The 12,783-nt window shown below is 62.2% G+C and carries 9 protein-coding genes and 1 pseudogene; 8 read left to right on the forward strand and 2 right to left on the reverse strand.

The genetic code is table 11. From position 1 onward, the window contains the following. Positions 1–32: 32 nt before the first annotated feature. Complete coding sequence (locus HMPREF1531_RS03885; protein WP_016668600.1) at positions 33–623, forward strand: TetR/AcrR family transcriptional regulator; 591 nt, start codon at positions 33–35, stop codon at positions 621–623. Between the two features lie 170 nt (positions 624–793). Here the strand turns inward: HMPREF1531_RS03885 and HMPREF1531_RS13195 are convergent. Continuing rightward, positions 794–1,738, reverse strand: a pseudogene (locus HMPREF1531_RS13195) (IS630 family transposase); the annotation flags it as partial. 326 nt (positions 1,739–2,064) lie between these two features. Between HMPREF1531_RS13195 and HMPREF1531_RS03895 the strand changes: the two are divergent. Next, the gene (locus tag HMPREF1531_RS03895; protein ID WP_016668603.1) at positions 2,065–3,069 is read left to right on the forward strand and encodes a hypothetical protein; all 1,005 of its coding nucleotides are present in this window, start codon (positions 2,065–2,067) and stop codon (positions 3,067–3,069) included. Positions 3,070–3,083: 14 nt separating this feature from the next. Continuing rightward, the gene (locus HMPREF1531_RS03900) at positions 3,084–3,935 is read left to right on the forward strand and encodes a hypothetical protein (RefSeq protein WP_016668604.1); all 852 of its coding nucleotides are present in this window, start codon (positions 3,084–3,086) and stop codon (positions 3,933–3,935) included. Positions 3,936–4,034: 99 nt separating this feature from the next. Here the strand turns inward: HMPREF1531_RS03900 and HMPREF1531_RS03905 are convergent, their stop codons facing one another. Continuing rightward, the gene (locus HMPREF1531_RS03905) at positions 4,035–5,036 is read right to left on the reverse strand and encodes a D-cysteine desulfhydrase family protein (protein WP_016668605.1); all 1,002 of its coding nucleotides are present in this window, start codon (positions 5,034–5,036) and stop codon (positions 4,035–4,037) included. A gap of 341 nt (positions 5,037–5,377) precedes the next feature. On the opposite strand from HMPREF1531_RS03905, the gene HMPREF1531_RS12785 reads away from it, so the two are divergent. From HMPREF1531_RS12785 to HMPREF1531_RS12790, 5 genes are all read left to right on the forward strand, one after another. After that, entirely contained in the window at positions 5,378–5,962 is a 585-nt protein-coding gene (locus tag HMPREF1531_RS12785) for a hypothetical protein (protein WP_016668606.1), read from the forward strand. Between the two features lie 198 nt (positions 5,963–6,160). Next, a complete protein-coding gene (gene serC, locus HMPREF1531_RS03915) occupies positions 6,161–7,240 on the forward strand; it encodes a 3-phosphoserine/phosphohydroxythreonine transaminase (RefSeq protein ID WP_016668607.1) in 1,080 nt (359 codons plus the stop codon). A 3-nt stretch (positions 7,241–7,243) separates the two neighbouring features. Then, positions 7,244–9,802: a PEP/pyruvate-binding domain-containing protein gene (locus HMPREF1531_RS03920; RefSeq protein WP_016668608.1), complete on the forward strand. Its 2,559-nt coding sequence runs from the start codon at positions 7,244–7,246 to the stop codon at positions 9,800–9,802. A 126-nt stretch (positions 9,803–9,928) separates the two neighbouring features. Continuing rightward, positions 9,929–11,983, forward strand: coding sequence for a phosphate acetyltransferase (gene pta / locus HMPREF1531_RS03925; RefSeq protein WP_016668609.1), 2,055 nt, complete (start codon positions 9,929–9,931; stop codon positions 11,981–11,983). A 1-nt stretch (position 11,984) separates the two neighbouring features. Next, a complete protein-coding gene (locus HMPREF1531_RS12790; RefSeq protein WP_016668610.1) occupies positions 11,985–12,638 on the forward strand; it encodes a GNAT family N-acetyltransferase in 654 nt (217 codons plus the stop codon). Positions 12,639–12,783: the final 145 nt, after the last annotated feature.

The raw sequence follows: 12,783 nt of genomic DNA on the forward strand, positions 1-12,783 counted from the left end.
GTATGGTAGCACGATCGTGCTACCATACGATCATGCCCCGCAGAATCGACCGCGCCGCCCGCAAAGCCGAACTCGTCGAGGCGCTGTGGTCCGTGATTCACCACCACGGCGTCTCGGCGGTGTCCCTCCGCACGGTCGCCGCCGCCGCGGATGTGTCGGTGGGGTCGCTCCGGCACGTCTTCCCGACCCGCAGCGCCCTGCTCACCTCCGCGGCCGAGCTGATGATCGACAATGTCACCCGGCGCGTCCGGGCGGTGCCAACCAATCAGAGCGCCCTGGCCTACGCGACCGAGGTCCTGCTCCACCTAGTCCCCACGAACTCGGTGAGCCGCGCCGAAATGGAGATCAATGTCGCGCTCATCGCGGAGGCGGGGGCGGATCGGGAGCTCCTGCGGATCCGGGACCGCACCCGGGACGAGCTCTACCGCCTCTGCCGGCGTCTTCTCGCCCGCATCCGCCCCGACGCGGACGAGGAGCGGCTCGATGAACGCGCCCGCAGGCTCCACGTCGTCGTCGACGGACTGGCCTTCCACCTCGTCCAGGAGGAGCCGGGGACGAGCCAGCAGTGGGCGAGGTCCGTGGTCGAGGAGGAGCTCCGCGCCTGGAGCGCGAGCGCCGGCTGACGGGCCCCGCGGTGCGCGGCGACGACGGCGGGCCCACCCCCTTCTCCCCCGGCCGCCTCGACCGGGGTGCGGGCCGGAGTGAAGTACCGCGGGTCGTGGTCGGGGATGCGGACGATGACCCGGTCGTAGAAGACCACCTTGATGGCGGTGCCGCCGTAGAAGTATGGCGGTCATGAAACAAGATCGTTTGGGTGGGTGCGGGTTGGCAGGTGCTCAAAGTCGTAGTCGAAGGTGCGGCTGGTGATGTAGCTGGTGAATGCGGTCCAGGTTTGTTCGGGGGTGTCGTGCTGGATGTTCGCGATGTGGTCTTTAGCGGTGTTCCAGACGTGTTCGGTGGGGTTGTGGTCTGGGGCGTAGGGTGGGATGTAGATCGGTGTGATGCGTTCTAGTGTTTGTCCGGGCGCGTACAGGTCGGTCACTGCTTTGGCGTGGTGAAATCTGGCGTTGTCAAGGACGACGGCGACGTTGTCGTTTGCTGTTTCGCGGGCCAGGCGGGTCAGGGCCAAGGAGGTCTGTTCAGCGTTCTGGTTGCCCTTGATGGGGTAGACCCTCATCTTTTTGTCCGTCAGGCTCAGCGCACCGAAAAATGACTGGTGAGCGCGCCGACGGTCGACGTAGAGCTTGGTCCTCTCTCCTTTGGGGAGCCACGTGCGTCGGGTTTCGCTCTCATGTTCGACGCGGACCTCGTCGACGGTGGACACCTCCCATCCCTGGGTCAGCAGGTCTGCGACTTCCTGTCGGATCTGGGTCATCCGCTTGGTGATCGCGGCTTCGTCGCGGCGCTTGTCGAAGGGGTCGGGCAGCTTGAAGCTCATCCCGCAGAACTTCAGCAGCAGCTGGTAGGTGGAGTCCGACTGGTACTCGACGTCAAACAGGATCTCCACGACGTCACGCAACGCCGGCACGTCCCAGAAGTCCGCTTGTACCCCGGACTGTGATGGCGGTCTGCTCAGGGTCTCCTTGAGCTGCTCCTTCTGGACGCGGGTGAGCTTCGCGGCGTTCTGGCTGTTGGCGTGCCCGGTCACCACTGAGCCCAGCCTGGCCGACCGCCAGGCCGAGAGCCAGTCCCGAACCGTTCTTTCATTTCTGTCGGTCATCTCGGCGATGATGCTGACGTCGACCCCACGAGAAGCCTAAAGGACGGCCGCGGCCTTCAGCCTCACCAGGACAAACGAGTCGTTGCGCTTCTTCCACCTCAGGAGAATGTCCCGCTCTTCACCCGTCACACCAATCAGCATGCTACTATTCTATATCGACCTCCTCTCGATTTCTATTCCATAACCCGCATGCGATCTTGTTTAATGGCAGCCATAATTACAAGAACGACGTGCCTGTAACCACGTGGAAGTATGTTCCTTCGGACAACAAGTCAAAGGACCAACGCATCAAAGAAGGTTGGTAGATCAATCGCTAACAGTAACCAGCGAAACCGAGGGAGACCATGAATATGGTAAAGCAAATCATCGCAATAATCAGCATTATCGTTTTTCTAGCCACTGGCTGTAGTCAGTCAAAGCCTGGCCCTGGAATACAGTTAGAGAAGCAGTTGGATACTATCGTTGCTAAGACTGGAATCACTCATGCATACGAAATGAAGATCTACGTGGATTACTTGGTGGTAACCGCTAGCTACCAAGGGAAAACTCAAGATCTCGGAATTGAGAATGGTGAACTCGAAATCATCGCGATCACAGATCAGCCAGATAGAAGATTACGTGGCTCCTTACCGTTATCAACATTCGACACCCAGAATCTGATCAACCGATACCGAGAGTTGAAGGAAAGCAACGAATGCGGAACCCCCATAGTGTATGATGAGGCCACCTTGCCTGGACAGCATGTCCTCAAGGCCAGCTGCTTCACCTCTCAAGGAGAAGAATACATACCAAATAGTACAACGGCAGATGGGCAGCCGGTGATCGACTCTCCCAATCCATTCAATCCGGAGCATGTCTTATCACTAGCTCTTGCACACGCCGCAGTCCTCCCCGACAACGGAACCATCACCAGCTGGACAATCACCACCAGCCCCGAGACTGACGGCATCAAACAAAGCACCTACGCACCCCGGGCAGCCACGATTTTCGGGACAACATGCACACCAACCCTCGGAACCCATCTCGCAACCTACGCCGACGGCGACTTCCTCGCACCACCCACTAGACTCTGGTGCAAGGAAAAGAGTGAATCTGACACCCCGGCCGATCCGAATGCCCCGAAACCTCCTACCTTCCGGCTGTCCGATTACGACCCCAACCTAGTCAACATCGCCGCCCAACACATCAAAGAAGAATCCGGCATCGACATCACCCAACCCATGCCCAGCGGCTCCAACCTAGAATTCAACCCCAACCCCGACGGCAGCAACACCATCACCTGGCGATTCGCATCCATCCTCCTAGGCACCCGAATGCAAATCACCGGAACCCTCACACCCATCACATGATCAAGGAATAACCAATGGATGGATCTATATGGCACTTCGACGACACCGATGACGAGTTCCTAGCAGCACCGAACTACCCACAACCAGAACCCGAGCACGACGACCACGACCCCCTCGACCCCACACAACCCATGCTCGGTGGCCACCACACACCCACCCACCAAGAACACGACACCAACGATGACGAGGACACCGGCGATGATGAGGACACCGAGCACTGGTCCCCAGACAAAGGCTTCCCCGACCCCACCGGAGCCGTCCGAGTATGGATGACCCCCACCTTCGACCTACAACGCGTACGGGTATCACTCAACTGGCGCCACAAACTCACACACTCCAGCCTCGACGAAGCCTTCGGCATCATATTCATGGCCATCAACGCCATCTACCACCAAGGCGGACACCGGCTCCCCTCCCCCGACCCGTTACCTGCCGAACCCTACCCCGGCCCCTTCGGATGGCACACCCTCCAACTAGCCGACCGCGAACACGCCAAAGTCGACGCCGAACTCACCGCCCTCGGCGACACCGAACCCACCACATGGATCGGCCACCACACCACCGCCACCGCCTACGACAACGCACTCACCATCACCCTAGGCATCTTCGGCCAACCCATCAGCGCCACCTTCGACCCACAATGGCTAGCAACCAACATCCGCTCCAGCGACATCACCAAAGCAGTCAAAACCGCCTACAAACGCGCCCGCACAAAACACACCCCACCAACCGTCACCTTCGGCAAACGAGAACTCCTCACCCGCAAACACGACCAAATCACCCGAAACCTCCTAGCCACCTTCCAACACGGCATCCAGACAGGCCTAAATGGCCCAATTATAGGAGGGCAGGGTGTTGACGGCTAGGAGTATTCTACTTGCCAAATTGAATGAAGTTCATCGCCTGCCACACCGATCAAAAACTACAGATGAATGGTCGCCGGCGGTTCCCCAGCACCCGCGGGGTCAACTATCCACCCCGAGAGCAGCGGCCAGTTCCGGCTGGTAGGCAAACAGGCCCGGTGAACCACCAGTATGGATAAACACGACGGGAAGCTCCGAATCACCATCACCCCCGGCGAGCAGATGTGCCGCAGCCTTCCCGGTATAGACCGGATCCAAGATGATGCCTTCGGTCCGGGCAAATAGGGCAAGCGCCTCCCACACCTGCGGCGTCGGCACCCCATAGCCCTCACCAAGTGCCCTATCACTCACCATCACCCGCTCCATCGACGGCGAATCAACCCCGAGCAACTCAGCAGTTTCAGCGACAAGCTCCATCAGACGCTGCCTAGCCTGATCAGCTGGCCGGAACACCGACGGGAGATCCAACAGCCAATCAAGCCCTGCCGCCCCAACCACCAGCCCAGCAGCGGTTCCAGCACTACCCAATGGAGCAACAACCCGGGCCCGGGTAATACCCAGTTCCCCCAGTTGGGCATCAAGTTCTGCAGCAGCAGCGACATAGCCCAGCGCACCCAGGCCCGCGGACCCGCCCATCGGGATGACCATGGTTTCCCGACCAGCAGCCGTCTCCGCGGCCACCAGCGAATCGGTGAGTTCCCCCGCCTCACCTGCGCTCTCGCAGACATGTACCTCAGCGCCGAAGAGATGATCCAGCACAACATTGCCCGATTCCCGGTAGGCGACCCCGTTGCGGGGAACCGATGCGGTCAGCACCAGAATGCAGCGCATCCCGAGTTTCGCGGCCGCCGCCGCTGTCTGGCGACCGTGATTGGTCTGCAACGCCCCGAAGGTGATCACCGTCGCAACGCCATCCTCGCGCGCTTGGCCGAGCAGGAACTCCAGCTTGCGCAGCTTGTTCCCACCACCACCCAAGCCGTTGATGTCGTCGCGTTTCACCAGCACCCGACGACCCAACGCCTCACCCAACCTGGGGGCCTCCTCCAACGGGGTGGGCCACAGCCCCAGCGGGAGTCGCGGGAAATGGGAAAGATCCGGGACCATCGGCTCACTCTCCTATGACAAGCAGAAACGCATCGAACCGGGGAGCGGGTTGCTGCCCAGCCACCACCCCACGACACCGGACCGACGACGGCACTGGGCCGGACCATGACGAGAGGCAGACGAAACCGTGAGCCCAGCGTATCAGTGCATCCTGGTCACACAGCTGTCCAGCTGGATCACTCAAAGCGCGCGATGCGCAATCGGTCCCAAGTAGGCAGGACACGCAGGAAGAATCCCGGATATTTGGATGCACTGTTGTACCCTGAAGTGAACCGGTGAAACTCTACTATGTTTTAGTCCCCCGCGCCGACGGAGACTGAACAAGGCAGGAACACGCGTCCATGACATTCGATCCCGATGAAGAGTTGGTCCCGATCCTCCAGCGGACCCGCAGCATCGTGGCGAAGCCGCGGCTTGTCATCGCCGCAGGCTTGGGCTTGTTGTTCCTGGGCACCGGTCTCATCGTCGGCAACCGTGTGGGGCGTCCCACTGTGACAACCACCGTCGCCCCGACACAGACGGTGACCTCGACATCGTCCCCAACAGTCGAGCAGGCACATGTCGCAATCAGTGGGACGCCCACACCGGTGGTCAGCGAGGAACCCCAAGCACCGGCCGACGCTCCCCAGGCTCCCGCACCAGACGATGCCGGTGCCGCATCCCAGGGTCAGGATTCCGGAACCAATCAGCAGGCTCCCAGCGTCCAGCCACAGGCCCCGGCCCCCACCACCGCACCTCCGCCGCCAGTCAACAGGCGGGATCATCACAACAAGTGGGATCATGATGATGACGACGACGACGATGATGATGACGACGACGATGACGATGACGACCGCTGGCGTCGTCATCGCCATGATCATCGTGACCGCTGGGACCGCGGCTGGCGCGATTGGGACGATTGGGGCTACCGCCACCGCCGCCGCTAAGTGATGGCCTATCGGCCAACAGACATGACTACAGCCACACCTAGCAGATGGCTTTTGAGTGCAGAACATCAGCACGGCTATCTCATCTGACCGTTACGCCTGAACACCAGGCATCCATGACTGCTCTGGCCATCTGCCACCCGAAAGCTCGCCGTGGACCAGCTGCTCGCACCATGCACCCAGTGGGAGAATCACCCCATGCGCACCTACAACTTCTCCGCCGGGCCGTCAATGATGCCACTTGAGGTGCTTGAGCGGGCCGCCGCCGAACTCACCGATTGGAAGGACGGCATGTCGGTGATGGAGGTCTCCCACCGCGGCAAGGATTTCGTCGCCACTGCAACCGCCACCCGCCACAAACTGCGCACCCTGCTAGAAATTCCCGACGACTACGAGGTTCTTTTTCTCCAAGGAGGTGCCTACGGACAATTTGCCGCCATCCCGATGAACCTAGCCCCCCGCGGTGCTCTCGTTAATTTGATCAACACCGGCCAGTGGAGCGCCAAGGCATGCAAGGAAGCCACCACGCTCGGAGCCCAGGTGCGCGTGATCGCCGACGAGAAAGCCTCCAACTACACCACGGTGCCCGCTCCCGGATCGTTCACCATCGACGCGGATGCCGCCTATGTGCACTACACCCCCAACGAAACCATCGGTGGTGTCGAATTCAGTTATGTGCCCGACACCGGCGCGATCCCGCTGGTTGGAGATTTCTCCTCGACGATCCTCTCCCGTCCGCTCGACGTCGCCGCGCACGGAGTCATCTACGCCGGAACCCAGAAGAACATGGGCCCCTCCGGCATGGCCGTGGTGATCGTGCGCAGGGATCTGCTCGACCGAGCCCACCCCGGCATTCCCTCGATCTGGTCGTACAAGTCCATGGCCGAAACGGATTCGATGCTCAATACTCCCCCTACCTTTTCCATCTACATGCTGGGATTGGTTCTCGACTGGATCGCCGACAACGGCGGACTAGACGGCATGGCCCGGCGCAACCAGGAGAAGGCCGAGGCGCTGTATGCGGCCATCGACTCCTCACCCTTCTACTCCAATCCGGTGGCCCCCGATGCCAGGTCCTGGATGAATGTCCCCTTCCTGCTCGCTGATCCCTCCCTTGACAAGGTATTCGTCGCCGAGGCCGAGCAGGCGGGGCTGATGAATCTCGCCGGGCATCGTTCCGTCGGCGGGTTACGAGCCTCGCTCTACAACGCGATGCCGATTGAGGGGGTCCGTGCCCTGATCGACTTCATGGATTCTTTCGCCACCGCTCACGGCTGAACCATGGTCACCTCCTACCGCCGCGCGTCGACTGGAAACCCCGCCCTCGATGGAATTATCGACGGGATGCGCCTCGGCGACTGCGTGATGTGGCGCCTCGACGACCTCAGCGACTACCGGAAACTCACCCAAGACTTCGTCAGCCACGCCCTGGACGAGGGGCGGGCGGTGCACCACGTGCGCTTCGCCGACAACGATGTCCTGGGCGGCGAGCCGCTGATCCGTGACCCTCGGATCGTCGTCGACCACGTCGACCCACGGGGCGGCTTCGAATCCTTCACCTCAGCGGTGGATTCCCTGATCGCCCACAACGGCCCCCACGCCTTTCACGTCTTCGACCCGCTGACCGCCCTGCTGCGCGTCTGGTATTCCGACGTCGCCGTGGCCAACCTGTTCAAGGTGGTGTGCCCCGCGCTGTTCGACCAGGACGGTATCGGGTGGTTCGGTGTGCTGCGCGACGCCCACACCCTGGCTACCTCGGCGACGCTGTCTGACACCACCCAACTGCTCATCGACGTGCAGCGCCTCGACGGCCGCATCGTGGTGCGCCCATTGAAGGTGTGGTTGCGCGGCACCTCGCAGATTCCGGGCGCCTGGGAACTCGACAGCACCGGTGCCCACCGGCTCACCGACCGGCGCACCCTGCGACGACTGGATGCGACGGCGGAGACCGAGGTGCTGGATCCCTGGCATACGGCGATCCGCCGGGGCAACACCGCCCTGGCCTCGCTCGATGAGGGGGAATGTGACGCGGCGAAGGCCGAGATCATCGGCATGGCCATTGCCCACGATCCCCGGGTGGTTGAACTGGCGCGTAGGCATTTCACCCTGGACGATCTCATGGGCATCGTCGATCGGATCGTCGGCACCGGATGGATCGGTGGCAAATCGACGGGGATGCTGATGGCCCGGGCGATTCTGTCCCACCATCCCTCGGGAAGGTTCGCTGGCCGGATGGAATCCCACGATTCCTTCTTCCTGGGCTCCGACCTGTTCAACACTTTCATCATCGCCAACGGCTGGTGGAAGCTGTGGGCCGACCAGAAATCCCCCGATGGCTACTTCACTGCGGGCGCACGGCTCAACAAGCGCCTGACGACCGGCACCTTCCCGCCCGCCATCCGGGAACAGCTGCGCACCCTGCTGGGCCATTTCGGCACCGATCCAATCATCGTGCGTTCCTCTTCACTGCTTGAGGACAATTTTGGCAATGCCTTCGCGGGCAAATACGAATCGGTGTTCTGCACCAACCAAGGCTCCCTCGATGACCGGCTTTTCGCTCTTGAGGACGCCATTCGCACCGTTTACGCTTCACTGATGGGCTCGGAGGCCCTGGAATACCGGCGCCATCGCGGGTTGGATGCCGCCGACGAGCAGATGGCCATCTTGGTGCAGCGGGTGTCGGGGGCCCGGCATGGGGACTACTTCTTCCCGCACGCAGCGGGAGTCGGCAATTCGACGAATGCCTACGTCTGGGATCCCGAGATGGATCCACAAGCCGGGATGCTGCGACTGGTTCTTGGGCTCGGTACCCGGGCGGTGGACCGGACGATCACCGACCACGCGAAAATCGTCACCCTGGACGATCCCCTGCGTAGGGTCGGGACGGGGGCAGACAACCGGACCCAGCGCTACGTCGACGTGTTGTGCATCCCACAGAACCGGGCCCAGACCCTGCCGCTGACCGAGGTATGCGATCTCGACCTAGGCACCGATTGGAAACACTTCCTGTCGGTGGACACCGAGACCCTACGCTGGCTGCGGGAAAACAACCGGCCGTACACCCGCACCCCGATGGTGCTCGACTTCGCCAAGTTGCTGTCGCAAACCGACCTTGGCGACCTATTCCGGGCCATCATGGAGGCTTTAACGAGCGCATATGACCATCCGGTGGACATCGAATACACGATCAACATGGTCGACGATGTTCCCATGTTCAACCTTGTGCAATGCCGCCCGTTGCAGTTCCGGGGGCTAGGCCAGGCGGTGGAGATGCCCGTCGACCCAGACCCGGACAAGGTGCTGGTATCCACCCACGGGAGCTTCATGGGCGGGAACCTTAGGGCACCGATCTCGCACGTGATCCTCGTCCGCCCAGAAGCCTATCTCGCGCTCGGCCAGCAGGAACGCTACGCGGTGGCCCGCGGGATCGGGGTGCTGAACAAGGCCTTGGCCGGTGAATCCTTCATGGTGATGGGCCCGGGCCGCTGGGGCACTACAACCCCATCACTGGGTATTCCGGTGCATTTCACCGAACTGAGCAATGCGACGGTGATCGCCGAGTTCACCCACGCGGCTGGGGGGTTCTTGCCGGAGCTCTCCCAGGGCTCGCACTTCTTCCAGGACCTGGTGGAATCGGGCATCTTCTATGCCGGGATCTTCGACCGCGATCCGCAGGTGAGTTTCCATCCGGAACTGGTCACGCAGGCACCGAACCGGCTGACCAGCATCGCACCCGAACTGTTCCGGCTGTGCGAGGTGGTGCACGTGGCGAGCTTCGACGACCTGGTGCTGTACGCCGACATCGCCATCCAGCGGCTCGTCTGCTGTCGTCAGAGCTGAGTAATGACATCTCGGATGGCACTCGGCGAAGACAAAGCGGTGCGTGGCTGCGGTATCCGGGCGAACCCGTCGGCCAAAAGCCACGAACTTCCGGAAACTGTGGGCACTTGGGCGTAGGTTCGTATCGTGACCAACAAGAGTGTTTACATCGCATCCCCGGAAGCCCTCGTCGGCAAGTCGACCATCGCCCTGGGCCTCATTGAGACCCTCAGCCGACAGGTGAAGTCCGTCGGCATGTTCCGTCCCGTCGTGCGGGGGGATCACGACGACCTGACCCACGCACTGTTGACGCACACCGGTATCGACCAGACCTATGACGAAGTCGTGGGTGTGCAGGCCGCCGACGCCCAGACCGATCCGGAAGCAGCCATCACCTCGATCATCGAACAGTACGGGGCCCTCCAGGACCGCTTCGACGCCCTGGTGGTCATCGGCACCGACTACGACGGGGCCACCACCCCCACCGAACTCGAACTCAATGCCCGCATCGCCGCGAACCTGAACGCCCCGGTGGTGCTCACAGTCTCGGGCATGGACCGCGACATCGACCAGATCACCGCCTCGGCGCAGAACGCCATCCGCGCCTTCGACGAGCAGCACATCAACCTCGCCGCGATCATCGCCAACCGGGTCAACGTGGCCAACGTCGACGACGTTGCGTGGCGGCTGGGGGAATTGAACCGTGGCGTGTCCGGGGCCCTACCGGAATCCGCCCTATTGTCGGCCCCCTCGGTGCGCGAGCAGTTCACCGCCGTCGGTGCAACGATGTGGCGTGGCTCGGAGGCTTGGCTCGACCGGGAATCCCTGTCGACGGTGATCGGCGGCATGTCGATGCCCAATATGCTGTCGCGTCTGGAGCCCGAGTGCACCTTGCTGCTCGCCTCGGACCGCGCTGAGATGCTGCCCGGGCTACTGCTGGCCCACGCCTCCGACACCTTCCCCGACTTGGCTGCGATCCTGCTGGTCGGCGGCTACGAGATTCCAGCCTCGATCACCACCCTGCTCGACGGCATCGAAGTGGACATCCCGATCGGCACCGTCGAGACGGGTTCGTGGGACACCGCTGCCAAGCTGCACTCGTTGCTGGGTGACATGACCTCCTCGCAGCGCAAATACGCCGAGGCCCTCAAGTTGTTCCAGGACCGGATCAACGAAGAAGCCCTAGTGGGCGCCCTCGACGTGGCCCGCACTCAACTGCGCACCCCGCGGATGTTCGAATACCAGATCATGCAGAAGGCCCGCGCCGACAAGAAGACCATCGTGCTTCCTGAGTCGGAGGATCCACGCATCCTGGAAGCCACCTCAATCCTGCTGACCCGCGGCGTCGCCAATCTAGTGCTGCTAGGTGAAGAAGCCAAGGTGCGGGCCGACGCGGCCAGCCTCGGCTTCGACATCACCGGTGCGAAGATCCAGTCAATGTACGACCCGGAACTGGTCGAGAAATTCGCCGCCACCTACGCGGAACTGCGCGCCAAGAAGGGGGTCACCTTGGAGCAGGCCCGCGAGAAGATGACCGACCCGTCCTATTTCGGCACGATGATGGTGCATCTGGGGCTGGCCGATGGCATGGTCTCGGGCGCGACCCACACCACCGCGAACACGATTCGTCCCGCCCTGGAGTTCATCAAGACCAAGCCGGGTCTCAAAACGGTGTCGGGTTCCTTCCTGATGTGCATGCCCGACCAGGTGCTGGTCTTCGCGGATTGTGCGGTAAACCCGAACCCGACCCCCGAGCAGCTGTGCGACATCGCCATCTCATCGGCGGCCACCGCCAAGGCCTTCGATATTGAGCCGCGGGTCGCGATGCTGTCCTACTCCACCGGCGATTCTGGCAAGGGTGAGGATGTCGATGCGGTGAAGGCCGCCGTCGAGTTGATCCGGGGAACCACCCCGGAGTTCGCCTTCGACGGGCCGATCCAGTTCGATGCCGCCATGGATCCCAAAGTCGGCGGGCAGAAGATGCCCGGTTCCCAAGTGGCTGGTCGTGCGTCGGTGTTCATCTTCCCTGACCTGAACACCGGCAACAACACCTACAAGGCAGTGCAGCGCACCGCCGGGGCGATCGCCGTCGGGCCGATGCTGCAAGGTTTGAACAAGCCGGTCAACGACCTGTCCCGCGGCGCCTTGGTGGCCGACATCGTCAACACCGTGGCGATCACCGCGATCCAGGCCCAAGGCTGAGATGGAGATCATCCGCGTCACCGACGGGGAGCAGATCGGACAGATCTTCGACGAGTTGATCTTCGTCAGCTTCCCACCCGATGAGCGGTGTACCCGCGAGGAGTTCGTTGAGGCGGTGGTGTGCGGGAGCCTGCAGGCCTTCGCCATCGCCGACGGCGATTCATGGGCCGCGGTGGTGACGATGGATGAGTATGGGGAACCGGAGATCCGCCAGCTGAGCTGGGTGGCCGTCGCCGAATCCCGGCGTGGCGAGGGCTTGGGTTCCCTGCTGCTGGAGTATGTCATCGACGAGATCCACCGTCAGGGGGCGCGTTTCCTGGTCGGCGAGGTGGAAGATCCCGCCTCGCCGACGGTCGATCCGCGTCATGGTGATCCAGCCGCCAGGGCGGCCTTCTACCGTCGCCATGGGGCCAAGGCGCTGCCCTTGCCCTACCAGCAGCCACCGTTGGGGCCCGAGCTAAATCCGGTGCCGTTGATGCTCATGGTCTTCTCCCGGGAGCCGGTCGATGAGATTCCGGTGCCACCACTGCGCCGCTTCCTGCATGCCAGCGTCGGGCACCACGAGCCCACCTGGGCGATGGTGGAACCGTGGCTGGCCGGTGAAACCATCACCACCGGGGAGGTAAGCACCGAGACCTTCCGCAGGGGCCGCTGATAGTCAGATTCACCATAGTGAGCATCCGGTTCACTGGTAACCGGTGAGTTTGGCATCACGCATCGCCTCCAGCTCTCAACTCACCCACGACTCGTTTAACGGCGAACGTTCGCCACCGGCATGAACACTATCGGCTTCGACCGTA

Source organism: Propionibacterium sp. oral taxon 192 str. F0372, from assembly GCF_000413315.1.
Classification (GTDB): domain Bacteria; phylum Actinomycetota; class Actinomycetes; order Propionibacteriales; family Propionibacteriaceae; genus Brooklawnia.

Coding starts and splice junctions, on each gene's coding strand:
- HMPREF1531_RS03885 (WP_016668600.1), top strand. CDS start 33: ATGCCCCGCAGAATCGACCGCGCCGCCCGCAAAGCCGAACTCGTCGAG.
- HMPREF1531_RS03895 (WP_016668603.1), top strand. CDS start 2,065: ATGAATATGGTAAAGCAAATCATCGCAATAATCAGCATTATCGTTTTT.
- HMPREF1531_RS03900 (WP_016668604.1), top strand. CDS start 3,084: ATGGATGGATCTATATGGCACTTCGACGACACCGATGACGAGTTCCTA.
- HMPREF1531_RS03905 (WP_016668605.1), bottom strand. CDS start 5,036: ATGGTCCCGGATCTTTCCCATTTCCCGCGACTCCCGCTGGGGCTGTGG.
- HMPREF1531_RS12785 (WP_016668606.1), top strand. CDS start 5,378: ATGACATTCGATCCCGATGAAGAGTTGGTCCCGATCCTCCAGCGGACC.
- serC (WP_016668607.1), top strand. CDS start 6,161: ATGCGCACCTACAACTTCTCCGCCGGGCCGTCAATGATGCCACTTGAG.
- HMPREF1531_RS03920 (WP_016668608.1), top strand. CDS start 7,244: ATGGTCACCTCCTACCGCCGCGCGTCGACTGGAAACCCCGCCCTCGAT.
- HMPREF1531_RS12790 (WP_016668610.1), top strand. CDS start 11,985: ATGGAGATCATCCGCGTCACCGACGGGGAGCAGATCGGACAGATCTTC.